Origin of the sequence: Methylobacillus flagellatus KT, assembly GCF_000013705.1 — a bacterium.
In the GTDB taxonomy this organism is placed as follows: domain Bacteria; phylum Pseudomonadota; class Gammaproteobacteria; order Burkholderiales; family Methylophilaceae; genus Methylobacillus; species Methylobacillus flagellatus.
Window position 1 is genome coordinate 237,308 of the sequence record NC_007947.1, and the last position, 23,015, is coordinate 260,322.

The window sequence follows — 23,015 nt, forward strand, 5'->3', positions numbered from 1 at the left end:
CCTTGGCCGCTTTTTATTTATTCAGGCCCTATTGGTGCGTGATGGGCTGTGAGATGGATAGCGTATTGAGGAGGCTATTCGCTCTCGCCCGCCGATGCTTTTTTCCTGCGAGTCGTTGTAGCCGCCTTCTTGGTGCTGCTTGTCTTTTTCGCAGTAGTAGTCTTGGCCTTCTTGGCCGGAGCATCTTTTGCCGCCTTGGCTGATAGCAGCTCCAGGGCCTGCTCCATGGTCAGGGTTTCCGGTTCCTGGCCCTTGGGCAAGGTGGCGCGCAACTTGCCGTGTTGCACATAAGGGCCGAAGCGTCCAGCATAGATGGCAATATTACCCGTGCCGTCCGGGTGGTTGCCCAGCTCCTTGATGGGCGCTGCGCCGGCATTGGCCTGCGCCAGCAGTTCGATAGCACGTGCCAGGTCAATATCGAAAACACTCTCGCTCTTGGGAATAGACTTGAACTTGCCATCGTGGTTGACGTAAGGCCCAAAGCGTCCGATATTGGCGACCACTTTCTTGCCCGTTTCGGGATGCTGGCCCAAGTCACGCGGCAATGCAATGAGCTTGAGCGCCGTTTCCATATCCAGGCTGGAAACAGGGATTTCCTTGGGGATGCTGACGCGCTTGGGTTTCTTCTTGCTGTCTGCCTCGGGCAGGCCGATCTGCAGGTAGGGACCATAAGGACCATTCAGCAGCAGGATGTCCTTGCCGCTCTCGGGTTCCTGCCCAATGACCGTAGGCTCATTGTTGTTGGCATTCGCGTTCGGGTTACGGATATAGTCGCACTCGGGATAGCCCGAGCAGCCGATGAATTTTCCGAAGCGGCCCAAGCGGGACTGCAACGGTTTGCCGCATTTGGGGCATGCCTCATCGAGCATTTCAACGCCGGGGCGCTCCACGTTGCTTTTTTCATGAATTTGGTTGTTGAAGCCTTGCCAGAATTCATTGAGAACGGGAATCCATTCGCGCTCACCCTCCGCGATGTCATCCAGCTCATTTTCCAGGTTGGCGGTAAAACCGTAGTCCACATAGCGGGTAAAATGCTCGGTAAGGAATTTGTTTACCACGCGGCCAACATCAGTAGGGATGAAGCGTTTCTTGTCCAGCACTACATATTCGCGATCTTGCAGCGTGGAAATGATGCTGGCATAAGTCGAGGGGCGTCCAATGCCATATTCCTCAAGTGCCTTGACCAGGCTGGCCTCGGAATAGCGCGGGGGTGGTTCTGTGAAATGCTGATCCCCGTATATTTTCTGCACGGCGAGCACTTCGCCGGTTTCGAGGTGCGGCAGCTTGCTTTCGCCTTCCTCTTCCTCGTCGTCCACCCCCTCCATGTAAACCGCAATAAAACCCGGAAATATCAGTGTCTGGCCTGTGGCACGGAACAGGTTGGCATCGGATCCAACGGCGAGATCAATGCTGACGGCATCGAATTTGGCCTGGGTCATCTGGCAAGCCAGTGCACGCTTCCAGATCATCTCATACAACCTGAACTGCTCGTCAGTGAGGAACGCACGCATGCTGGCCGGAGTGCGTGAGATGTCGGTCGGACGTATCGCTTCATGCGCCTCCTGTGCGTTCTTGGCCTTGGTCTTGTACATGATCGGGGACTTGGGCAGATATTCGGCGGCAAAATTCTGCTTGATATAGTCGCGGATCTGCATGACTGCCTCGGTCGCTAGGCTGAAGCTGTCGGTACGCATATAGGTGATCAAGCCCATCGTGCCACTACCGATGTCGATACCTTCGTACAATTGCTGGGCGACCCGCATGGTGCGGCTGGTGGTGAAGCCGAGCTTGCGCACGGCTTCCTGCTGCAGGGTGGATGTCGTGAATGGGGCGGCCGGGCTGCGGCTGCGCTGTTTTTTCTCGACGCGGGAGACGGTGGTCTTGCCTGCACTCACGGCAAGCAGCTTGCCGACGACTTCCTGTTGCTGTGCTTGGTTGGTAATGGTGAACTGCTCTACCTTCTTGCCTTCAAGTTGCACCAGCTTGGCATCGAACACATGCTGGTGCTTGGCGGATTCCAGATGGATGGTCCAGTATTCCTGGCTCTTGAATGCCTCGATCTCAAGCTCGCGCTCGACGATCAGGCGCAATGCCGGGCTTTGCACGCGGCCGGCGGACAAGCCACGGCGAATCTTCTTCCACAACAAAGGCGACAGGTTGAAGCCAACCAGGTAATCCAGTGCCCGACGTGCCTGCTGGGCATTGACCAGCGGCATGGAAATGTCACGTGGTTCTTCGATCGCGTTCTGTACGGCATTTTTGGTGATTTCGTGGAACACGACGCGCTTGATCAGCTTGTCTTTGAGCAGTTTCTTGCTTTTGAGGATCTCGGCAATGTGCCAGGAAATGGCTTCCCCTTCGCGGTCCGGGTCGGTGGCGAGGTAGATGGCATCGGCAGTCTTGACCGCCTTGGCAATGGCATCCACATGGCGTGCGTTGCGGTCGATCACTTCATATTTCATGGCAAAGTCATGATCCGGATCGACGGCCCCGGTCTTGGGAACCAGGTCACGGACGTGCCCATATGAGGCCAAAACCTCAAAATCCTTGCCCAGGTATTTTTTCAGGGTCTTGGCCTTGGATGGCGATTCGACGATCAGCAGTTTTGACATGGACACATGACTTGTGGGATGCAGAGCGGCAGATGATAAGAGTAAATCGCCCGCTGCACAAGAAATCACTGTAAATTTAGATGCTTGCCGCTGATCTTTTCTTGAAGGGTGGAACGAGCTGTCAGGCGATATTGCGTTTGAACTCGATGCGGAAACCTTCGCTGGAAACCAGGCTCAAGGCCGGATTGCTTTCTTTATCAATATCGCCGAACAGCGGATCTTCATCCTCGGCCTTGCTCTGCGACATGTGCTTGAAATCATAGAGGTCGGTATCGGCGAGGTGCGAGGGTTCGACATTGCAGATGGCGCGAAAGATATTGTTGACGCGGCCCGGTTGCTCCCGCTCCCAGGCTTGCAGCATGTCCTTGACCTTCTGTCGTTGCAGATTCTCCTGGGAGCCGCAGAGGTCGCAGGGAATGATGGGGAAGTCCATCCCACGTGCATAACTGGCGATGTCCTTCTCGGCACAATAGGCGAGCGGACGGATCACGTGGAACTCTCCCTTGTTGGTGGCAAGCTTGGGTGGCATGGCTTTCATCTTGGCACCAAAAAACATATTGAGGAACAGCGTTTCCACGATGTCGTCACGATGATGACCCAATGCGATTTTATTTGCGCCCAGTTCTTGTGCCGTGCGGTAGATGATGCCACGGCGCAGCCGTGAGCAAAGGGAGCAGGTCGTCTTGCCTTCTGGGATCTTCTCCTTGACGATGGAGTAGGTGTCGGCCTCGACAATACGATGATCGACGCCCAGTTGTTCCAGATAGGCAGGCAGGATGTGAGCTGGAAAGCCCGGCTGTTTCTGGTCCAGGTTCATGGCGATCAGCTTGAAGTTGACGGGTGCGCGCTCCTGCAACGCCAGCAGCATCATGAGCATGGTATAGGAGTCCTTGCCGCCGCTCATGCAGACGAGAATGGTGTCGCCGTCTTCGATCATGTTGTAGTCGCCTATAGCTTTGCCAGTGGCGCTGATGAGGCTGTTGCGCAATTTGAGGAAGCTGTTGGAGGCATTGTCGGGATAATGTTTGATCATGATGGAATGATTTAAAGGTTGAGTGAACGTCCGCCATCGACGGCGATCACGTGTCCGGTGATGAAAGGCGCGTCCTGCAACAGGAAGCGCACCGCCTTGGCGACATCGTCACCCTCGCCGATGCGTTTCAGCAGTGTCTGGGAGATGACGCGCTGGCGGTATACTTCGTCGAACTGCGGGTTGTTTTCAGGCCATAACACTGGTCCGGGGGCGACAGCGTTGACCCTGACCTCCGGCGCCAATTCGTGCGCCAATGACTTGGTCAGTGTCACCAGACCTGCTTTGGCAACACTGTAAACGATATATCCTTTTTTCGGGCGCTCTACATGCGTGTCCGTGATATTGATGATGGTGCCGTGCGTTTTCTTGAGCTCGGGGGCGGCAGCCTGCGACAGGAACAATGGTGCCTTGAGATTGGGGCCGATCAGGTCTTCCCATTGGTCTTCGGTGATGCTGCCCAGCTCGCTGGGGTAGTAGCTGGAAGCGTTATTGATAAGGGCGTCCAGACGGCCGAAGTGGCGCACGGTCTCCTGTACCAGCTTGGGCAATACGCTTAACCGCAACAAGTCCCCCTGGATGATGGCGACAGAGTTAGGGCGTTGCAGATTCAGCTCGGATTGCAAGGTGCGCGCTTCATCGTCCGAGCTGCGGTAATGGATCATCAGGCTGGCGCCTTCAGCATGCAGCAGGCGGCAGATGGCCGCGCCCACCCTCCTGGCACCGCCAGTAATCAAAACCACCTTGCTGTCCAGGGATGCATCCACCAAATGTTCCAGATCGCGTCAAAATTCAGGAATAACTTGGCATTATAATCCAATACCATGAATATCTCCGCCTTGCCTGTCCCCGATGCAGACGCTATCAAGCATAGTGCACAGCTGATCGCACTCATTCGCCAAGAGGTGGTTGATGCAGGGGGGTGGGTCAGTTTTGCCCGGTATATGGAGCTGGCGTTGTATGCGCCTGGCCTGGGCTATTACAGTGCGGGCGCGCAGAAATTCGGTGTGGCTGGCGACTTTGTGACAGCGCCGGAAATGACGCCGTTGTTCGGCCAGACCCTGGCGCGACAGGTAATGGCGGTGTTGACGCAGACTGGCGGCAGTATTCTTGAGCTGGGCGCAGGGCGAGGCAAGCTGGCTGCTGTCATGCTTGAGGAGTTGCAGCTTGCCAACGCGCTGCCCGAGCGATATGAGATCCTGGAAGTGAGTGCGGGGTTGAGAAGTGTGCAGCAGCAATATCTGCAGTCTGTTCTGGCGCCCGCGCTCTATGCACGTGTTGCGTGGCTGGACAGCTTGCCAGAGGCGTTTACAGGCGTTGTGCTTGCAAACGAGGTGCTTGATGCCGTGCCTGTACATCTCGTACGGAAAGAAGAAGCAGGTTGGCAGGAGCTGGGGGTGGCTTTGAATCAGGAGGGGAACTTGATGCTGGCGTCCCGGCCCCTGGTGGATGCCGGCCTGGTCAGTGGAATCGAAGTGCTTGCATTGCCGGAATACTACCAGACGGAGACCAGTCCTGCAGCGCGGGCGCTGGTGGCAAGCCTGGCACAGTGCCTGCAGGAAGGTGTGCTGCTGTTTATCGACTACGGGTTCCCACGGGCGGAGTACTACCACCCGCAACGTCACCAGGGCACCCTGATGTGCCACTATCGCCATTATGCCCACCAAGACCCCTTGCTGTACCCGGGCTTGCAGGACTTGACCGCCCACGTTGATTTTTCTGCCGTGGCAGAAGCGGGCATTGGGAACGGGCTCCATTTGCTGGGATATTGCACGCAGGCGCAGTTCCTGATCAATTGCGGGATTACCGAGCTGATGTCACGTGTGCCGGCGCATGACCTGATGCGGTATGCGCCACTGGCAAGCGCGGCGCAGAAGCTATTGTCACCTGCCGAAATGGGTGAACTGTTCAAGGTGATTGCGCTGGGTCGGCACGTGCAGCCGCTTTCGGGTTTTGTTCGCGGTGACCGTTCCCATACCCTATAATCGCGGTTTTTTTCAGTGATTGAATCGGCATGGCTCAAGAGATGACAGGCAATGAAAATATCGGCAAGGAGGAGCTTGCAAGACGCCCGATCCGCAGCTTCGTGTTGCGCCAGGGCCGACTGACGCACGCCCAGCAGCGCGCATTGGACGAGCTGATGCCGGTGTTCGGGGTGCCCTATGCCCCTGTCATTCTGGACCTGGATTCGCTATTCGGCCGAGAAGGGAGCCCTAAAGTCCTGGAAATTGGCTTCGGCATGGGGGATAGCACGGCCAAGATTGCCCAGAGCCAACCGGAGTGCGATTTTATCGGCGTGGAAGTGCACACGCCAGGGGTAGGCAGCCTGCTCAAGCAGATTGGAGAATTGCAGCTGAACAACCTGCGCATCATCCAGCACGATGCGGTGGAAGTGCTGCAGCATATGATCGCCGACGCCAGCCTGGACGGCGTGCACATATTCTTTCCCGATCCCTGGCATAAGAAGCGCCACCACAAGCGCCGGCTGATCCAGGCGGCGTTCGTCAAACTGCTATGCAGCAAAATGAAGGCGGGCGCTTACTTGCATGTGGCGACGGACTGGCAGGAGTATGCGGAGTGGGTGCTGGATATCCTGCAGCAAGAGCCCTTGCTAGAGAATACGGCGCAGAGTTATGCGCCCAAGCCGGACTATCGCCCGCTGACCAAGTTCGAGAACCGTGGCATCAAGCTAGGCCACGGCGTCTGGGACATCATCTTCCGGCGCAAATAACCAGCGCCCGATCACGGTTTCGGCCTCTTCCACGCCTTGCTTCTTCAGGCTGGAGAACAATTGCACGCTGCAGTTGCCCCAGCTGGCCTCCAGTTCTTTCCTGACCTGTTGCAATGTCTGGTTGGCTGCCTGGCGCGACAGCTTGTCTGCCTTGGTGAGCAGGGCGTGGATGGGCTTGCCGCTCGGGCTGTACCAATTCAGCATCTGGCGGTCCAGTGGGGTGAGGGGGTGGCGACAGTCCATCACCAGCACCAGCCCGCCGATGCAGGGGCGCTGGCTCAGGTAGCTGGCCAGTGTAAGCTGCCAGTGCTTGCGCACGGCTTCTGGCACCTTGGCGTAACCGTACCCTGGCAAGTCCACCAGGAAGCGGTCATTGCCCAGGCTGAAAAAATTGATGAGCTGGGTGCGCCCGGGCTGTTTGCTCACGAAGGCCAGGCGGTTATGGTTGGCCAGTGTGTTCAATGCACTGGATTTACCGGCGTTCGAGCGCCCTGCAAATACCACCTCGATGCCCGCGGGGGCAGGCAGGTCGCTCAGATTGTGGGCGGAAATATGAAAAGTGGCGTTTTGAAACAAAGGCATGGAGGGTAGGCGCCGTGACGGAAAAGGGAAAAATATTAGCACGAAGTGGGGGTTTTTATATAAAATGCGGCCCTACTTGCAGTGTTGGTATCCGGAGAGTTGAGTGTTGCCAGCGCGCTAGCGTTGGGTAGGGTCAGGATTTCGCGACAAGTATATGTTTTGCCCGCCTGACAACCAGAAGCCTCGTACAAGCGTTAAGGGTGGCATCAGCCACCCTTAGTTTTTTGCCAGGCTTGCAACCAACCATAGGCATGATGGTCTCATCTCAAATTTTTTACATGGTCTTGTTTTGAATCCCATACAGTCCACCAGGCACAGGCTATATGAGCTGCTGAGCTCCATGCGCTTTGCAGTCAGCGTGTTGGTCGTGCTCGGCATTGCTTCCATTATCGGCACAGTGCTTAAGCAGAATGAGCCATATACCAACTATATTGTGCAATTTGGCCAGTTCTGGTTCGAGTTTTTTGAGTTTCTCGGGCTTTACGACGTCTACCACTCGGGCTGGTTCCTGCTCATTCTGCTCTTTCTCGTGCTTTCCACATCCTTGTGTATTTATCGCAACACCCCGCTCATGCTGAAGGAGCTGCGCGCATTCCGGGAGAGTGCCAAGGAAACTTCACTGCGCAGCTTCAGCCATCATCATGAGTACCACACCCCATATTCCACCGAAGAGACTGCTTCTCGATTGGCGCGATTCCTCGCAGCGCATGGGTTTCGGTACAAGACAGTGCGGCAAGAGAATGGTGATAGCCTGTTTGCCGCCAAGGCGGGCAGCTATCAGCGCCTGGGTTATATCCTGACCCATGCTGCGATTGTCGTTATCTGTGTCGGTGGCCTTCTGGACGGAAACCTGGTATTCAAGGCGCAGGAGCTGCTTGGGTACAAGGTGGTAGAAACGCGCGATATCCCTGAGCGCAAGGTGCCGCCGCAAAGCCGTATGTCTCCGGCGAACCTTTCGTTCCGCGCCAATATGACGCTGCCCGAAGGTGCCGGTGCCAGCGCAGCCTTCCTGCGCGTGCGTGATGGATACCTGGTGCAGGATTTGCCGTTCAGCATTGTCTTGAAGGCTTTCCGTATTGAGCATTACGATACTGGCCAGCCCAAGTCGTTCGAGAGCGATATCATGATCATCGATCCTGAGCGCGAGGAGCCGGTCACAGCGACGATCAAGGTAAACCACCCCTTGATTTACAAGGGGATAGCCATCTACCAGTCCGACTTCGGCGATGGTGGCTCCAAGCTGGACTTCAAGGTATGGAACCTGCTGGGTAGCCATGCCGACCATATTCCGTTCAGCGGCAACGTATTCAACAAATATGACGTCAGCGGTGGCAATAGCCCATTGAGCGTAGAGTTGTCCGATTTTCGCCTGTTCAATATCCTGAACCTGTCTATCGACGGCAAGGGCAAGCCGCGCAATGTCGGCCCGAACGTCACCTTCAAAGTGCGGGATGCCGAAGGTCAGGCGCGCGAATATGTGAACTACATGAACCCGCTGCTGCTGGACGGACGGCAGTATTTTCTCTCTGGCGTGCGTTCCATGCAGCAGGATAGTTATCGCTATCTGCGGATTCCTGCGGATGAGAATGGGGAAGTCGATGGCTATATGAACTTACGGGCGGCGATGTTTGACCAAACGCTGTATCCGGAGATTGTACGCCGCGTCTCCCAGCTGGCCCTGTCCAGTCATGGCGATCTCGACACGGAAACGCGCGGCAGGTTCGAAGCCAGTGTCAGGCAGTTGTTGTTGGCGTTCAGCCGTGGCGGATTTGGCCAGGTGGCCGAAATGATCGATGAAGCCGTGCCGGAGGCGCAACGTGCTGGCGCTGCGCAGGCATACGTCAAAATCGTGACGACGGCTGCCTTTGCTGCCCATGCGATCAGTCGCGAGCGTGCCGGTCTCCCTCCGGCAGAGAATGACGAGGCGTTGCAGGCTTTCATCGAGGACAGCCTGCACGCGATCAGCGACAGCTTCCATTACGGAGCGCCGCTATATCTGCAATTGACCGGGTTCGAGCATCGCCAGTCCAGCGGTTTGCAGCTGACGCGCTCGCCGGGCAAGGTGCTGGTCTATTCCGGTTCCGTGTTGTTGGTACTGGGTATATTCGCCATGATTTATATCCGCGAGCGGCGTATCTGGTTGCTGGTGAAGCCGGAAAGCAGCCGTGTGCTGTTTGCCATGTCGGCCAATCGCAAGAACCGTGATTTCGACATTGAGTTCGACAATATGCGCGGTAAGCTCGCGCGACTGCTGGAAAACCAGCACATGTGACTTGTGTCACGTAACCAATATGGATTGGGGTTGATGATGAAGACTGCCTATATGGAAGATGCGCCGGAGCCGTTGCTCAGGCGCCTGAGCTTGGCGGACTGGGCCTATGCGCTATTGCTGCTGCTTGGAGGAGTGTTCGCATACCGGCAATATGCCGAATTCATGGATGCATATGAAGTCGGTATCCTGTTTGGTTCGGTCGCGTTGTTCAGCTGGCTGGGGTGGCAATGGAAGCCCATGCGTATCCTGTTGCTGGTCGTAGCGGGCATCAGCCTGGCATCCATCCGGCTTTATGATGGCAGTCAGGCGAATGTGGAGCAGGTATTTTTGCTCAAGTACCTGATTTCCAGCCAGTCGGCCATCATGTGGATGAACGTGTTGTTCGTCCTATCCATGCTGGCCTACTGGCTGGGCCTGTTAGCGCGTTCCGCCTTTGCGTCCAAGGTGGGGTCTGGCCTGGTCTGGTCTGCCGTGGTCATGGGCTTTGTTGGTCTGATGGTGCGCTGGTATGAGTCCTACCTGATCGCCCCGGATGTCGGGCACATTCCGATCAGCAACCTGTATGAAGTCTTCATCCTGTTCTGCCTGATTACCGCGCTGGCTTATCTCTATTACGAGGGACGTTATGCCACGCGCCAGCTTGGCGGTTTCGTGCTGATCGTCATCAACGCCGCCGTGGGCTTCATCCTCTGGTACACCTTCGACCGCCAAGCTTATGAAATCCAGCCATTGGTGCCTGCCTTGCAATCTTACTGGATGAAAATCCATGTCCCGGCCAATTTTATCGGTTATGGCACGTTCGCCCTGGCGGCCATGGTCGGCCTGGCCTATTTGCTGGTGAGCAAGGGCGTGCTTGCATCGCGCCTGCCTAGCCTGGAAGTGCTGGATGACGTGATGTACAAGGCCATCTCGGTCGGATTCGCCTTCTTTACCATCGCCACCATCCTGGGCGCCATGTGGGCCGCTGAAGCGTGGGGCGGCTATTGGTCTTGGGACCCGAAAGAGACCTGGGCGCTGATCGTCTGGCTCAATTATGCAGCCTGGCTGCACCTGCGGCTGGTCAAGGGACTGCGCGGGCCTATCCTGGCATGGTGGGCATTGGTGGGCTTGCTGGTCACCACCTTCGCCTTCCTGGGTGTGAACATGTTCCTGTCCGGCCTGCATTCTTACGGCGAACTATAGACGCGTGCGGCAAGGAAAAGGGGCATGCATGCCTCGGCCTGAGGTGAAGAAGGCCGCGCCTGCACTGCAGCGTGGCCTGTTCCTGTTTGGTTAAGCCATCTCCAATCGGAAACGAACTGCACCTGGATTGTTCTCCACCAGTGCAAGCTGATAGCCGGCCTGTTGCGCCTGGCGCCCAGCTTGGTACAGCCCAATCCCTAGCCCGCCTTCGGAGCGGATGCGCTTGCGAAAAAGGTTGGTCGCCACCTCTGCTGGCATGGGGTTGCCGCTGTCGGCGATTTCCACAAATTTCTGATTGCCGACCATCAATGAGGCGGAGATGCTGATATCCGGTTCGTGCCGGGATTTTGCCAGGGCATTTTGCAACAGATTGTCCACGACACTATCCCAGACCTCGCTGTCTATCGTTGGATCTGCTTCGGTGCTGATGGTCTCGCTGAAGCTGATGCGACTGCCAGCATAGCGCTGTTGCAGATTGTCCCACCATTCGAGCAAGGGCAGCATGCGTGTGTTCTCGTTGCGTGGCGCGCCCAACTTGTCGATCGTCAATGCCAGGCGTTGATTGAGCAAAGGCAGTTGCTTGCGAATCAGCGCGACCAATCGTTCATTGTCGGCCTCGGTTGCCTGCTCTGCCGCACTACAGAGTGCGCTCATCGATTGCACGATATTTTTCATGTCGTGGGTGAGGCGTGCCCCCGTCTCATAAATAGCCTGCATATAAGTGTTCTGCAGCAAAGCTTCCTCGCGCCGCTTGGCTTCATGGAACTCGCCAAGTATCTGCGCGAGCAGTTTGAGATGCATTGTGAGCGCAGGTGTCAGCGGCCAACGGCTATAAAGCGTCAGGTGGAAGTCATGGAACGCGAGGTCGGCGAAGTAGGGCGCAGGGGCTCCAAACTCGCCTTGGTCATCTTCAGTCCTCCATTTTCCGCCTACCACCCACGGCAGGGCTTCCACTTCGCTCATTGCCGCTTGCATGAATTCCCTGGCGCTGGTTTCGCGCTCGGCGAGCTCGGCAATATTCTTGATCCAGCGTTCGAATGGCAGACCCACGCTGAGAAGATAGCGAGACAGTAGCTGCCCGATACCACTGAAACCCGCACGCGGGTTCCATAGCCAGCTGGCCAGCAATAAGACGGCGGCGAGGCCGAACACTACCCATACCACGACCTCGGCGTAATCCGCCTCGGTGGTGCGCGAGAGCGTGAAAATGCTGAGGATCAAAGTCACCGAGAGCAAGAACAGCAGTAGGGTGTAGAAGAAATCCAGAATGGGCGCATGCTGGTGAGTCTCCTGCTTGACATGCAGGAACAGAATGACCAGTGGAAGAATGGGCAGCAGGTAGAGCATGAGGAATTCTGTCACTTGCAAGGTCGTGTCGGCATCCAGCAGGTGAGGGATGACCCACAGCAGGAGGACCGAAAGCAGGTAGGTGGCAGCGAACAGGTAGCTGTGGCGCGAAGCGCGCGCAGTCGCGGAAAAAACGCGTCCACCCAGCAGGCCGAACAAGGCAGAGAGCCAGATGGCCAGCAACCACCAACTTACGAACAAGGTAAGCAGGATGCCACCTGCTGCGAACAACAGAATGGCTTGCGGGGAAAGTTTCTCCTTGGTTTGCCAGATTGGCTGCCAGATCAGGAACAAGCCATAGTGGCAGAGCAGTAGCCCCTTCTGCAGCGGATCCTCGAAACCCCATAGCAGCACGCCGTGAAAACTCAATAACATCAATCCCAGCATCCACTGCTGCAACGTTGATGCGCTGGGTCGGGGAAAATTGTGACTGTTGCTCAGAATGGCCATGAGGCGAGAGGGGTCTCTAATAATGAAGTGTCGTAATTTTGTCACTATAGACGAAATGTCAACACTTTGACGATATTTTGGCAAATGTGAAATTTGCCCTGATCTGCTAGAAAACCCCAGGGCTGCCGGGCTTCTGGGCAGTCTTGATGTCAGGCAGGCTGGCATGGGAGTTGCATATCTCATACCACCTTATTTTTTAGCTGCCGCGATCTGGCGGCCTCTCGCAAGGATAGTATATGAAAAAAACATCCGGCTTCACGCTGATCGAGCTGGCGATTGTCCTCGTGATTATCGGCCTGCTACTGGGCGGCGTGCTCAAGGGGCAGGAGTTGATTAATAGTGCTAAGGCAAAAAATATTGCCAATGATTTTAAAAATACGCAGATATTGCTGTATGGGTATCAGGACAAATATAGGGCATTGCCTGGGGATGACGCGGCAGTCGCCATGCACATAACGAATGGAACGCCAGCTGCTGCTGCTAATCGTGGGAATGGTCGAATTGATGGACATTGGAATTCTGTGACGCCGACAGATGAGTCCTATTTGTTCTGGCAACATGTCAGGTTGGCTGGCTTGGCTACAGGTTCGACTCAAGTGGGGACTGATGCTTACATTCCACGCAATGCTGATGGTGGGCGTATTGGGGTGCAAAGTTTGAATGGATTTAATACGATTCAGGATGATGAAAACCCGATGGTGGGAACCTTTGTTGTTTGCTCCGAAGGAATTACTGGGCGTTTAGCAAAGCAGATTGATGTATTACTGGATGATGGATTGACAAATAATGGGGCGGTACGTGTTACTACGACTCCTGCTGCTGTTGGAGCAGCTGGCAACTCGCTGGCGAATGCCGCTGTTCCTGACGGTGGAACTTTCACTGTTTGTATGTCTTTCTAGTCAGAAATGATTTAAGTAAAAGCCCGCATTTGCGGGCTTTTACTTTTTCGGCGATATGAACTCAAGCGCTTTTGCATTAAAATACTGGGCTAACCTGAAAAGTGGCGATCATGAGCGACAATATCGTCGAAATCGACAATTTATCCTTTGGCTACAAGACGCGCTTGCTGCACAAGGGCATCAACATGAAATTTCCGCGCGGCAAGGTCGTGGCGATCATGGGCGGCAGCGGTAGCGGCAAGACCACGCTATTGCGATTGATTGGCGGGCAGTTGAAGCCGTCGGGCGGCGAAGTGCGCGTGACGGGCGAGGTGGTGCATAAGCAGGACCGCAAGGGCTTGCAAAAGCTGCGTCGCAAGATGGGCATGCTGTTTCAGCAAGGCGCCTTGTTCACTGATCTTTCCGTTTATGAGAATGTGGCCTTCCCGATCCGCGAGCATACCGACCTGCCGGAATCCATGATCCGCGACCTGGTGATGATGAAGCTCAATGCAGTGGGCCTGCGCGGTGCGCGGAATCTCAAGGCGACAGAGCTCTCCGGAGGTATGGCGCGCCGCGTGGCGCTGGCAAGGGCGGTGGCGCTCGACCCTTCCATCATTATGTATGACGAGCCGTTCGCCGGGCTGGACCCGATTTCGATGGCAGTGATATGCAACCTCATCCGCAAGCTCAACGATGCGCTGGGCGCGACCTCCATCATCGTGACGCATGATGTGCAGGAGGTGTTCGCCTTTGCCGATTATGTCTATTTCGTGGCGGACGGCGTCGTGGCGGCAGAAGGCGTGCCTGATGACCTACGCAAGTCCGAGATGCCGTTCGTGCACCAGTTCGTGCATGGCGAGGTGGATGGGCCGGTGCCTTTCCATTACGCCGCTCCCGACTACCGGCAGGATATCCTGAGGAGCGTGAATGTTTAGTGCTGTGGCGAATATGCTGCGCGGGATCGGTCATCGCGTGATTGACCGCCTGTGGCGGTTCGGTGCCGGGATCCGTTTTTTCTTCTACGTCCTGATTTACTCAGGCGAGAGTTTCCGCAGGCTACACCTGACCATACGCGAGATTTATTTTACTGGCGTGTTGTCATTGATCATTATCCTCGTCTCGGCGTTCTTCGTTGGCATGGTGCTGGCCTTGCAAGGATATAACACCTTGCAGCGCTATGGCTCTTCCGAGGCGATTGGCGTGCTGGTGGCCTTGTCGCTGGTGCGTGAGCTGGGACCGGTGGTTACCGCCTTGCTGTTCGCCGGGCGCGCCGGTACCGCGATCACGGCGGAAATTGGTCTGATGAGGGCGACTGAGCAGTTATCTGCCATGGAGATGATGGCGGTTAGCCCCATCGCCCGCGTGGTGGCGCCGAGATTCTGGGCGGGGCTGTTCTCCATGCCGTTGCTGGCGGCCTTGTTCTCCATGGTCGGGGTGCTGGGCGGCTACCTGGTGGCGGTTCCCTTGATTGGAGTGGATGCAGGTGCGTTCTGGTCGCAAATGCAGGCCAGTGTGGATTTTCGCGAAGATATTGTGAATGGGGTAATCAAGAGCCTGGTGTTCGGTATTGCCTGCACCATGATTGCCCTGTTTGAAGGTTTTGATGCGCCACCGACTGCCGAGGGCGTCAGCCGCGCGACGACACGTACGGTGGTGAATTCCTCTCTGGCAGTACTAGGGCTCGATTTTATAATGACTTCGTTCATGATTGTTGCGTAAGCGCAACACACTGGAGAAAAGATGGAACGTACTACAATTGATCTTTGGGTCGGTGTTTTTGTGGCGGCAGGCATTGCCGCACTGTTCGGCTTGGCCTTGAAAGTGGGCAACTTCAATAGCGCCACCCTTGGCGAGACCTATAGTGTGACAGGGGCCTTCGAGAATATCGGCAGTCTCAAGCCTCGTGCCCCGGTGAAAAGTGCAGGCGTGGTCGTGGGGCGTGTGGATGCCATCCGGTTCGACCCCGAGACTTATGAAGCGCTCGTGACAGTGAAGGTGGACAAGCGGTATCCTTTCCCCAAGGATACCTTCGCCAATATTTATACTGCCGGCTTGCTTGGTGAGCAGTATATTGGCTTGGAAGCGGGCGGCGATGACAAGATGCTGCAGGATGGCGACAAGTTCATCAAGACGCAGGATGCTGTAGTGCTGGAGAAAATGATCAGCCAGTTTCTTTACAGCAAGGCATCCGAGTCAGCCGATGGTCAGTCTAACAATAGCAAAGAGGCGGAGTAAGCATGCAAACAATGATGAAGTGGATGGCTGCGATGGCGTTTGTCGGGTGTGCAAACTTGGCTGTGGCGGAGGTGGCGCCCGATGCCCTGGTGAAGCAGACTGCCGAGGATGTGCTGGCGATAGTGAAGCAGGACAAGGATATTCAGGCAGGTAACCAGAGTAAGATTTTTGCGCTGGCAGAGGAAAAGATCCTGCCCAATTTCAACTTCGATCGTGTGTCGCGCCTAGTATTGGGCAAGGCCTGGAACAAGGCGACTCCCGAGCAGAAGGCAGCGTTTCAGGCTGAGTTTCGTACCTTGCTCCTCCGTACTTATGCAACTGCGTTGTCCAAGTACCGTGACCAGACCATTGAGTATAAGCCGTTTCGCGCTCAGCCTGGTGATACTGACGTCAAGGTGAAAACCCAGATACTGCAGCCAGGCGGTCAGCCGGTGGCTGTCGATTACAGCCTGGAGAAGAGTGGCGATGGTTGGAAAGTGTATGACATCACCATAGAAGGCGTCAGTCTGGTGACCAATTATCGTAGCCAATTCAGCAATGAGATTCGCCAGGGTGGCCTGGACAGCTTGATTCAGAAACTGGCTGCCAAGAACCAGGAATCCAACAAATAAGCGTAGAGTACAACTTGGCACAGATTCAACAACAAGGAAATCGCTGGCTGCTCAGTGGCGACATGACCATCAACCAGGTCAATGTTCTGCTTGCCGAAAGCAGAGCGCTGCAGATGCCCAGCGTACTGGAGGTCGACCTCGCCCAAGTGGCGGAGGTCGACACCGTGGCGCTCAGCTTGATTTTCGAATGGATGCGGCATGCTGCAGCCAACAAGGTCGATATTCGCGTGGTAAACCTTCCAGCCAATCTTGTCGGCTTGGCGACGCTATATGGCGTGCTTGAGCTGATTCCCCAATCCGACTCCAGTCATTACCATTGAAATGGTGGGGCTTGGTTCCCCGTCTTCCCTATGATTCCCGCGATCAATATCCAGCAGGTCCACAAGCGTTTTGGCGATCTACATGCGCTGAAAGGCATCGATTTGTCCATCGAGCAGGGGGAGTTCTTCGCATTGCTTGGCCCGAATGGGGCGGGAAAGTCAACGCTCATCAGCCTGTTGGCTGGCTTGTCTCGTCCCAGCAGCGGTAGCCTGCAGGTAATGGGTTTTGACGTCAGCACGCATTATGCCCAGGCGCGGCAGGCGCTGGGGGTAGTACCACAGGAGCTGGTGTTCGATCCTTTCTTCAATGTACGTGAGATGCTGCGCTTCCAGGCGGGGTATTTTGGCCGTGGTCGCGAAAATGATGCCTGGGTGGATGAAATCATCGAGTCTCTAGGCTTGGCTGACAAGGCTAGCACCAATATGCGCCGCCTGTCGGGCGGGATGAAGCGGCGTGCATTGATCGGCCAGGCACTTGCGCACAAGCCCCCCGTGATCGTGCTGGACGAGCCGACTGCCGGTGTGGATGTCGAGTTGCGCCAGACTATGTGGGAGTTCATTCGCAGGCTCAATCGCGAAGGCCACACTATTATCCTGACGACGCATTATCTGGAAGAAGCAGAAACACTCTGTAGCCGCATTGCCATGATGAAGCAAGGTGAAATCGTGGCACTGGACAGTACGCGCAACCTGTTGAATCGTGTCCCCGGAAAGCGCTTGCGCCTCAAGCTTTCTGCCAACCTGCCTGCTTCACTGGCCTCGCTGGTGAAAGAGGGGCAGGCAGGCGAATATGTCCTCGCTCTTGCCGATGTGGCGCAGCTGGAATTCATCCTGGCTGAGCTGCGGCTTGCGGGCGTGACTGTCGAGGATATGCAGCTGATCGAGGCTGACCTTGAGGATGTCTTCGTGGAGATTGTAGGCTGATGACCAAGGTAGCAACCTGGAATCTGCGTGGGACGTGGACCTTGTTCAAGAAGGAGCTGCTACGCTTCTGGCGCGTCAGCTTCCAGACGGTGGCTGCGCCGGTGATGACCGCGCTGTTGTACTTGCTGATATTTTCTCATGTGCTGGAGGGGCGCGTGCAGGTGTATCCCGGCGTTGGGTATACAGCGTTCCTGATCCCGGGCTTGATCATGATGTCGCTGCTGCAGAACGCGTTTGCCAATAGCTCGTCCAGCCTGATTCAATCCAAGATCATGGGTAGCCTGATCTTTATCCTGCTGACGCCGATTTCACACTTTGGCTTCTACTTGGCTTTTCTTGCCGCTTCTATCATCCGCGGGCTGGTGGTAGGCCTGGGCATCTACCTGGTTGCCATGTTCTTCATCGACTTGCCGGTAGCGCATCCTGGGTGGATATTGGCATTTGCCTTGCTGGGCAGCGCATTGCTGGGAACTGCCGGCATCATCGCAGGTATCTGGGCAGAAAAGTTCGACCAGATGGCAGCTTTCCAGAACTTCATCATCATGCCGCTTTCATTCTTGTCCGGTGTATTTTATTCGATACACTCTCTGCCACCATTCTGGCAGCAGGTGTCGCATCTCAATCCGTTCTTTTACATGATAGACGGCTTCCGCTACGGCTTTTTTGGGGTGGGAGATATTTCGCCTTATATCAGTCTAGGCGTTGTGGCAGGGTGCTTTTTTACCCTATCATTCATTACTTTACGGATGTTGAAATCCGGCTATAAATTGCGAGGCTGAACCGTGCTGAGTGCAGAAGCATTGAAAAACTATATTGCCCAGGGTCTTCCCTGTGATCATGTTCAGGTGCTAGGAGACGATGGGCAGCATTTCGAGGCGGTCATCGTGAGCCCGTTGTTTGCAGGCAAGAATATGGTGCAACAACACCAGTTGGTGTATCAGGCCCTGGGTGATCGGATGAAAGAGGAGATTCACGCCTTGTCGATGCGGACATTCACCCCGGAAGCCTGGGCTAAATTCAATGCCATGCGCTAATGGCAACCGATTGACAGAACAAGGATATGATATGGATACACAAGCATTGATAAAAAACCAGGTGACGAGCAATCCGGTCGTGCTATACATGAAAGGCAGTCCCAAGTTCCCGCAATGCGGCTTTTCCGGACTGGCCGTACAAATCCTGCAAGCCTGCGGCTTGAAGGACTTCGTCGCCGTTGACGTGTTAGCCGATCCGGCAATTCGTGAGGGTATCAAAACCTATGCCAATTGGCCGACCATTCCTCAGCTTTACATCAAGGGAGAGTTCATCGGCGGTGCGGATATCATGCGGGATCTCTACCAGCAAGGTGAATTGCAGAAACTGTTGCAGGAAGCCCAGGCATAACACGTGGATAAGCTAGTCATCCAGGGCGGTGTCCCTTTGCACGGCGAAATATCGGTTTCCGGCGCCAAGAACGCAGCCTTGCCTATTCTGTGTGCGGGTCTGCTGACGGATGGACCACTGACGCTGGATAATGTGCCGCAATTGCAGGATATCGCCACCATGCGCAAATTGCTGCTGCACATGGGCGTGAAGATTGCTGAGTTGGGAGCGCATTGTCTGCGCCTGGATGCCAGCGATGTTCATACCTGCGAAGCGCCGTACGACATGGTGAAAACAATGCGTGCCTCCATTCTTGTATTGGGGCCATTGCTTGCCAGGTTCGGTCATGCGAGGGTTTCATTGCCTGGTGGTTGTGCCATCGGCTCGCGTCCGGTTGACCTGCATATCAAGGGCTTGCAGGCTATGGGTGCGGAGATTCATATCGATCATGGCTATATCGAGGCCAAGGCTGCCAAGCTCAAAGGCGCGCGCGTCTTCATGGATATTGTGACCGTGACGGGCACGGAAAACCTCATGATGGCTGCAACTCTCGCAGACGGCTTGACGATACTGGAAAACGCAGCCAAGGAGCCCGAGGTGGTGGATCTGGCAGAGTGCCTGGTCAAAATGGGGGCAAAGATTGAGGGTGCCGGTACCGATGTGATCACGGTCACGGGTGTTGCCAGCCTGCATGCGGCTAGCCATGATGTGGTATGTGACCGGATCGAAGCGGGTACTTACATGGTGGCTACTGCCATGACCGGTGGGGAAGTCAGACTCAGCAATGCACGTGCCGACCTGCTTGATGCGGTGATCGACAAGCTGCGCGAGAGTGGCGCTGAAGTCGAATGCAGTGACAACAGCATCATTGTGCGGAGCAAGGGAGTGGTAGAGCATCCCGGTACGCTGAAATCGGTGAGCATCCGCACTGCCCCACATCCGGCATTCCCCACCGATATGCAAGCCCAGTTCATGGCGCTGAACACGGTGGCTGACACAGTGGCGACGGTGACGGAAACCATTTTCGAAAATCGCTTCATGCATGTGCAGGAAATGCAGCGCCTGGGCGCCAATATCGAGGTAGAAGGGAATACGGCCATTGTGCGCGGCCGCGAGTTTCTCGAAGGGGCGACCGTGATGGCGACTGATTTGCGTGCTTCGGCCAGTTTGGTACTGGCCGCATTGGTTGCGCGTGGTGAAACGGTCATCGAACGCATTTACCACCTGGACCGTGGCTATGAGCGATTGGAAGAAAAGCTCCGGCAGCTGGGCGCGCGCATCCAGCGGATAAAGTAAGCCCCTACAGGCTACATAAACAAGAAAGACAGTCATGATTACTATCGCCCTTTCCAAGGGTCGCATTTTTGAGGAAACCACGCCTTTGCTTGCAGCGGCAGGGATTACCGCGCTTGAGGATCCTGAGGCATCGCGCAAGCTGATCCTGCCTACCAATCGCTCCGATGTCCGTCTGATCATCGTGCGGGCCACCGATGTGCCGACTTACGTACAATACGGCGCCGCCGATCTGGGGATTGCAGGCAAGGACGTGCTGGACGAACATGGCGGCGAAGGCTTGTACCAGCCGCTGGACCTGAACATTGCGCGTTGCCGCATGATGGTCGCGGTCCGCGAGGATTTCGACTATGTTGGCTCCATTCGCCGCGGTGCGCGGCTCAAGGTCGTGACCAAGTACGTCAAGACTGCGCGTGAGCATTTCGCGGCCAAGGGTATGCATGTCGACCTCATCAAGCTCTATGGCTCGATGGAGCTCGGCCCCCTGGTTGGCCTGGCTGATGCCATCGTGGACTTGGTCAGTACAGGCGGTACTTTGCGTGCCAACAACCTCAAGGCGGTAGAGGAAATTACCGACATCAGTTCGCGCCTCGTCGTGAACCAGGCGTCACTCAAGCTCAAGCGCGACCAGTTGCAGCCCATCATGGATGCGTTTGCCCAGGCCGTGGCGGCCAATCAATAACCCAGGTTGAAATCATGAATATCAGACGTTTTTCTACAAGCGATGCAAGTTTTGATCAGGACCTAAAAGCCCTGCTTGCATTTGAGACCGCACAAGACGACACGATAGACAACGTCGTGGCGGACATTCTGCGCAATGTCAAAACCCGTGGCGATGCTGCCGTGCTGGAATATACTCAGCGTTTCGACCGACTGGATGCGCAATCCATGGCCCAGCTCGAAATCGCCGAGGCCGAGCTCCATGCCGCCCTGGATGGTCTGCCCGCTGAGCAGCGCGAAGCATTGCAGCAGGCGGCGCAACGTGTGCGGGATTACCACGAGAAACAGCTGATGTCCTCCTGGACCTATACCGAGGCAGACGGTACCTTGCTCGGGCAGCAGGTCACTGCGCTGGACCGCGTCGGCCTCTATGTGCCCGGTGGCAAGGCGGCTTATCCGTCTTCTGTGCTCATGAATGCAATCCCAGCCAAGGTCGCTGGGGTGCAGGAGCTCATCATGGTGGTGCCGACCCCGGGTGGGGAAAAGAATCAACTGGTGCTAGCAGCTGCGGCGGTGTGCGGCGTCGATCGCGTCTTTTGTATCGGCGGAGCCCAGGCAGTAGGTGCATTGGCGTATGGCACGGAAACCGTGCCGCAGGTCGACAAGATCGTCGGCCCCGGCAATGCCTATGTGGCGGCAGCCAAGCGCCGCGTGTTCGGCGTGGTGGGCATCGACATGGTGGCCGGTCCGTCTGAAATCCTCGTGATCTGCGACGGCAAGACCAATCCCGACTGGGTGGCGATGGATTTGTTTTCCCAGGCCGAGCACGATGAGCTGGCGCAAGCCATCCTGCTGTCGCCTGATGCCGCTTTCCTCGATGCGGTGCAAGCCAGTATCGAGAGGTTGGTCGAGGAAATGCCGCGCAAGGAGATTATCCGCACCTCGCTTCAGAACCGCGGCGCCCTCATCAAGGTGAATGATCTGGACCAGGCGGCGGAGATTGCCAACTATATCGCGCCTGAGCACTTGGAACTGTCGGTGGATGATCCGCTGACATACAGCAAGAAAATCCGCCACGCGGGTGCCATCTTCATGGGGCGCGACACTTGCGAGGCATTGGGAGATTACTGCGCTGGCCCGAACCACGTCCTGCCTACATCCCGTACCGCACGCTTTTCATCGCCGCTCGGCGTCTATGACTTCCAGAAGCGCTCCAGCCTGATCATGGTGTCCAGCGCCGGCGCGCAGAAGTTAGGCCGTGTGGCGGCCACCTTGGCCTATGGCGAAGGCTTGCAGGCGCACGCTCGTTCTGCTGAATTCCGCTTGAAGGGGTGATCTTGAGCAAGTTCTGGAGCGCGATTGTGCATGAGCTGACGCCCTATGTTCCAGGGGAGCAGCCTAAACTGACCAATCTGGTCAAGCTCAATACCAATGAGAATCCCTATGGACCAAGCCCCAAGGTACTTGCTGCACTTGAGGCGGAGGTGGCAGACAGCCTGCGCCTGTATCCTGATCCGACCTCGGCCAAACTGGTACAGGCCGTGGCGAAATTCTATAACGTGCCTGCCACGCATGTGTTTGTCGGCAACGGCTCCGATGAAGTGCTGGCCCACACTTTTCAGGCATTGCTCAAGCATGATCAGCCGATTCTGTTTCCTGACATCACTTATAGTTTTTACCCGGTATATTGCGGATTGTATGGGATCGAATACCAGACCATCGCCTTGAATGATGAATTCCAAATTGATGTAAGCGATTACAAACGCCCGAACGGTGGCATCATCTTCCCCAATCCAAATGCACCGACGGGTTGCGGCCTGCCGCTTGCTGAGATCGAACGGCTGCTCGAGGTGAATACCGAGTCGGTAGTGGTAGTCGACGAAGCGTATGTCGACTTCGGTGCCGAATCGGTAGTGGGACTGGTTGCCCGGTATCCCAACCTGCTGGTGACGCATACCATGTCCAAGGCACGCTCCCTGGCTGGTCTTCGTGTTGGCTATGCCATCGGGCAGCCACCCCTGATTGAAGCATTGACCCGGGTCAAGGATAGCTTCAACTCCTATCCGCTGGACCGCTTTGCAATCAGCGGCGCTACCGCGGCAATCGAAGACAAGGCCTACTTTGAAGAAACCTGCCGCAAGGTGGTTGCCACCAGGCAGGCGCTGGTCAGGGAGTTACAGGCTTTGGGGTTTTTCGTGCTACCCTCCGTTGCCAATTTCATTTTTGCGCGTCATGGCAAGCGCAGCGGTGATGAGCTGGCTGCCAGTTTGCGTGCACGCAACATCATCGTGAGGCATTTCAGCAAACCTGCCCGTATCAGTGATTTCTTGCGGATTACGATTGGCACCGATGTCCAGTCGCAGGCGCTGGTCGAGGCTCTGAAAGACATTTTGATTCATTGAGGATTGGTGTATTCGGTAGGCTATGACATTGATTCCCTGATAAATTAAGAGAATGCTGCACCATTACTTCCCTTAATCAATGGAAAAAATGTATCATAGCGCGGTCAGTACATCATAATTC

General features: G+C 55.9%; 23 protein-coding genes. 18 read left to right on the forward strand and 5 right to left on the reverse strand.

From position 1 onward, the window contains the following. Nucleotides 1–74: 74 nt before the first annotated feature. From topA to MFLA_RS01180, 3 genes are all read right to left on the reverse strand, one after another. Nucleotides 75–2,612: a type I DNA topoisomerase gene (topA, locus tag MFLA_RS01170; protein WP_011478595.1), complete on the reverse strand. Its 2,538-nt coding sequence runs from the start codon at nucleotides 2,610–2,612 to the stop codon at nucleotides 75–77. Nucleotides 2,613–2,733: 121 nt separating this feature from the next. After that, complete coding sequence (gene ttcA, locus MFLA_RS01175; RefSeq protein ID WP_011478596.1) at nucleotides 2,734–3,645, reverse strand: tRNA 2-thiocytidine(32) synthetase TtcA; 912 nt, start codon at nucleotides 3,643–3,645, stop codon at nucleotides 2,734–2,736. A gap of 11 nt (nucleotides 3,646–3,656) precedes the next feature. After that, nucleotides 3,657–4,409: a pteridine reductase gene (locus tag MFLA_RS01180; RefSeq protein WP_011478597.1), complete on the reverse strand. Its 753-nt coding sequence runs from the start codon at nucleotides 4,407–4,409 to the stop codon at nucleotides 3,657–3,659. Between the two features lie 57 nt (nucleotides 4,410–4,466). Between MFLA_RS01180 and MFLA_RS01185 the strand changes: the two genes are divergently transcribed. Together MFLA_RS01185 and trmB are read left to right on the forward strand one after the other, a co-directional pair. Then, nucleotides 4,467–5,627 carry a class I SAM-dependent methyltransferase gene (locus MFLA_RS01185; RefSeq protein ID WP_011478598.1) on the forward strand — a complete coding sequence of 387 codons (1,161 nt, stop codon included), beginning with the start codon at nucleotides 4,467–4,469 and terminating at the stop codon, nucleotides 5,625–5,627. Between the two features lie 29 nt (nucleotides 5,628–5,656). Then, nucleotides 5,657–6,373 (forward strand): tRNA (guanosine(46)-N7)-methyltransferase TrmB, encoded by a 717-nt coding sequence (gene trmB / locus MFLA_RS01190; RefSeq protein WP_011478599.1) that lies wholly within the window; start codon nucleotides 5,657–5,659, stop codon nucleotides 6,371–6,373. Here trmB and yihA read toward each other — a convergent pair. Beyond that, nucleotides 6,332–6,955 (reverse strand): ribosome biogenesis GTP-binding protein YihA/YsxC, encoded by a 624-nt coding sequence (yihA, locus tag MFLA_RS01195; RefSeq protein ID WP_011478600.1) that lies wholly within the window; start codon nucleotides 6,953–6,955, stop codon nucleotides 6,332–6,334. The genes trmB and yihA overlap by 42 nt on opposite strands. A 340-nt stretch (nucleotides 6,956–7,295) precedes the next feature. On the opposite strand from yihA, the gene MFLA_RS01200 reads away from it, so the two are divergent. Both MFLA_RS01200 and ccsB read left to right on the forward strand, forming a co-directional pair. Further along, nucleotides 7,296–9,227 (forward strand): cytochrome c biogenesis protein ResB, encoded by a 1,932-nt coding sequence (locus MFLA_RS01200; RefSeq protein WP_048811800.1) that lies wholly within the window; start codon nucleotides 7,296–7,298, stop codon nucleotides 9,225–9,227. Nucleotides 9,228–9,263: 36 nt separating this feature from the next. Then, nucleotides 9,264–10,409, forward strand: a complete 1,146-nt coding sequence (gene ccsB / locus MFLA_RS01205) for a c-type cytochrome biogenesis protein CcsB (RefSeq protein ID WP_011478602.1) — start codon at nucleotides 9,264–9,266, stop codon at nucleotides 10,407–10,409. A 90-nt stretch (nucleotides 10,410–10,499) separates the two neighbouring features. Here ccsB and MFLA_RS01210 read toward each other — a convergent pair whose 3' ends face one another. Next, nucleotides 10,500–12,143: an ATP-binding protein gene (locus tag MFLA_RS01210; protein WP_229407095.1), complete on the reverse strand. Its 1,644-nt coding sequence runs from the start codon at nucleotides 12,141–12,143 to the stop codon at nucleotides 10,500–10,502. Between the two features lie 299 nt (nucleotides 12,144–12,442). Here MFLA_RS01210 and MFLA_RS01215 point away from each other — a divergent pair, with 299 nt between their 5' ends. The 14 genes from MFLA_RS01215 (at nucleotide 12,443) to hisC (ending at nucleotide 22,894) form a co-directional block, all read left to right on the forward strand. Continuing rightward, the gene (locus tag MFLA_RS01215) at nucleotides 12,443–13,105 is read left to right on the forward strand and encodes a prepilin-type N-terminal cleavage/methylation domain-containing protein (RefSeq protein ID WP_011478604.1); all 663 of its coding nucleotides are present in this window, start codon (nucleotides 12,443–12,445) and stop codon (nucleotides 13,103–13,105) included. A 110-nt stretch (nucleotides 13,106–13,215) separates the two neighbouring features. Next, nucleotides 13,216–14,022, forward strand: a complete 807-nt coding sequence (locus MFLA_RS01220) for an ABC transporter ATP-binding protein (RefSeq protein ID WP_011478605.1) — start codon at nucleotides 13,216–13,218, stop codon at nucleotides 14,020–14,022. After that, the gene (gene mlaE / locus MFLA_RS01225) at nucleotides 14,015–14,806 is read left to right on the forward strand and encodes a lipid asymmetry maintenance ABC transporter permease subunit MlaE (protein ID WP_011478606.1); all 792 of its coding nucleotides are present in this window, start codon (nucleotides 14,015–14,017) and stop codon (nucleotides 14,804–14,806) included. Before MFLA_RS01220 ends, mlaE begins: the two co-directional genes overlap by 8 nt. Nucleotides 14,807–14,827: 21 nt before the next feature. Continuing rightward, complete coding sequence (gene mlaD / locus MFLA_RS01230) at nucleotides 14,828–15,322, forward strand: outer membrane lipid asymmetry maintenance protein MlaD (RefSeq protein WP_011478607.1); 495 nt, start codon at nucleotides 14,828–14,830, stop codon at nucleotides 15,320–15,322. Between the two features lie 11 nt (nucleotides 15,323–15,333). After that, on the forward strand, nucleotides 15,334–15,933 hold the full coding sequence (locus MFLA_RS01235) for an MlaC/ttg2D family ABC transporter substrate-binding protein (RefSeq protein ID WP_407635288.1): 600 nt from the start codon (nucleotides 15,334–15,336) through the stop codon (nucleotides 15,931–15,933). A gap of 14 nt (nucleotides 15,934–15,947) precedes the next feature. Continuing rightward, on the forward strand, nucleotides 15,948–16,253 hold the full coding sequence (locus MFLA_RS01240) for an STAS domain-containing protein (protein ID WP_048811484.1): 306 nt from the start codon (nucleotides 15,948–15,950) through the stop codon (nucleotides 16,251–16,253). A gap of 30 nt (nucleotides 16,254–16,283) precedes the next feature. Continuing rightward, nucleotides 16,284–17,177 carry an ABC transporter ATP-binding protein gene (locus MFLA_RS01245; RefSeq protein WP_011478610.1) on the forward strand — a complete coding sequence of 298 codons (894 nt, stop codon included), beginning with the start codon at nucleotides 16,284–16,286 and terminating at the stop codon, nucleotides 17,175–17,177. Beyond that, a complete protein-coding gene (locus MFLA_RS01250; RefSeq protein ID WP_011478611.1) occupies nucleotides 17,177–17,956 on the forward strand; it encodes an ABC transporter permease in 780 nt (259 codons plus the stop codon). Before MFLA_RS01245 ends, MFLA_RS01250 begins: the two co-directional genes overlap by 1 nt. Before the next feature lie 3 nt (nucleotides 17,957–17,959). Then, nucleotides 17,960–18,211 (forward strand): BolA family protein, encoded by a 252-nt coding sequence (locus MFLA_RS01255; RefSeq protein WP_011478612.1) that lies wholly within the window; start codon nucleotides 17,960–17,962, stop codon nucleotides 18,209–18,211. A 31-nt stretch (nucleotides 18,212–18,242) separates the two neighbouring features. Then, nucleotides 18,243–18,560, forward strand: coding sequence for a Grx4 family monothiol glutaredoxin (gene grxD, locus MFLA_RS01260; RefSeq protein WP_011478613.1), 318 nt, complete (start codon nucleotides 18,243–18,245; stop codon nucleotides 18,558–18,560). Between the two features lie 3 nt (nucleotides 18,561–18,563). After that, nucleotides 18,564–19,835 (forward strand): UDP-N-acetylglucosamine 1-carboxyvinyltransferase, encoded by a 1,272-nt coding sequence (gene murA / locus MFLA_RS01265; protein WP_011478614.1) that lies wholly within the window; start codon nucleotides 18,564–18,566, stop codon nucleotides 19,833–19,835. 34 nt (nucleotides 19,836–19,869) lie between these two features. After that, entirely contained in the window at nucleotides 19,870–20,514 is a 645-nt protein-coding gene (gene hisG, locus MFLA_RS01270) for an ATP phosphoribosyltransferase (protein ID WP_011478615.1), read from the forward strand. Between the two features lie 14 nt (nucleotides 20,515–20,528). Then, the gene (gene hisD, locus MFLA_RS01275) at nucleotides 20,529–21,827 is read left to right on the forward strand and encodes a histidinol dehydrogenase (RefSeq protein ID WP_011478616.1); all 1,299 of its coding nucleotides are present in this window, start codon (nucleotides 20,529–20,531) and stop codon (nucleotides 21,825–21,827) included. Nucleotides 21,828–21,829: 2 nt separating this feature from the next. After that, complete coding sequence (gene hisC, locus MFLA_RS01280; RefSeq protein ID WP_011478617.1) at nucleotides 21,830–22,894, forward strand: histidinol-phosphate transaminase; 1,065 nt, start codon at nucleotides 21,830–21,832, stop codon at nucleotides 22,892–22,894. The last annotated feature ends 121 nt before the right edge of the window (nucleotides 22,895–23,015 follow it).

Coding starts and splice junctions, on each gene's coding strand:
- topA (WP_011478595.1), bottom strand. CDS start 2,612: ATGTCAAAACTGCTGATCGTCGAATCGCCATCCAAGGCCAAGACCCTG.
- ttcA (WP_011478596.1), bottom strand. CDS start 3,645: ATGATCAAACATTATCCCGACAATGCCTCCAACAGCTTCCTCAAATTG.
- MFLA_RS01185 (WP_011478598.1), top strand. CDS start 4,467: ATGAATATCTCCGCCTTGCCTGTCCCCGATGCAGACGCTATCAAGCAT.
- trmB (WP_011478599.1), top strand. CDS start 5,657: ATGGCTCAAGAGATGACAGGCAATGAAAATATCGGCAAGGAGGAGCTT.
- yihA (WP_011478600.1), bottom strand. CDS start 6,955: ATGCCTTTGTTTCAAAACGCCACTTTTCATATTTCCGCCCACAATCTG.
- MFLA_RS01200 (WP_048811800.1), top strand. CDS start 7,296: ATGCGCTTTGCAGTCAGCGTGTTGGTCGTGCTCGGCATTGCTTCCATT.
- ccsB (WP_011478602.1), top strand. CDS start 9,264: ATGAAGACTGCCTATATGGAAGATGCGCCGGAGCCGTTGCTCAGGCGC.
- MFLA_RS01210 (WP_229407095.1), bottom strand. CDS start 12,143: ATGCTGGGATTGATGTTATTGAGTTTTCACGGCGTGCTGCTATGGGGT.
- MFLA_RS01215 (WP_011478604.1), top strand. CDS start 12,443: ATGAAAAAAACATCCGGCTTCACGCTGATCGAGCTGGCGATTGTCCTC.
- MFLA_RS01220 (WP_011478605.1), top strand. CDS start 13,216: ATGAGCGACAATATCGTCGAAATCGACAATTTATCCTTTGGCTACAAG.
- mlaE (WP_011478606.1), top strand. CDS start 14,015: ATGTTTAGTGCTGTGGCGAATATGCTGCGCGGGATCGGTCATCGCGTG.
- mlaD (WP_011478607.1), top strand. CDS start 14,828: ATGGAACGTACTACAATTGATCTTTGGGTCGGTGTTTTTGTGGCGGCA.
- MFLA_RS01235 (WP_407635288.1), top strand. CDS start 15,334: ATGATGAAGTGGATGGCTGCGATGGCGTTTGTCGGGTGTGCAAACTTG.
- MFLA_RS01245 (WP_011478610.1), top strand. CDS start 16,284: ATGATTCCCGCGATCAATATCCAGCAGGTCCACAAGCGTTTTGGCGAT.
- MFLA_RS01250 (WP_011478611.1), top strand. CDS start 17,177: ATGACCAAGGTAGCAACCTGGAATCTGCGTGGGACGTGGACCTTGTTC.
- grxD (WP_011478613.1), top strand. CDS start 18,243: ATGGATACACAAGCATTGATAAAAAACCAGGTGACGAGCAATCCGGTC.
- hisG (WP_011478615.1), top strand. CDS start 19,870: ATGATTACTATCGCCCTTTCCAAGGGTCGCATTTTTGAGGAAACCACG.
- hisD (WP_011478616.1), top strand. CDS start 20,529: ATGAATATCAGACGTTTTTCTACAAGCGATGCAAGTTTTGATCAGGAC.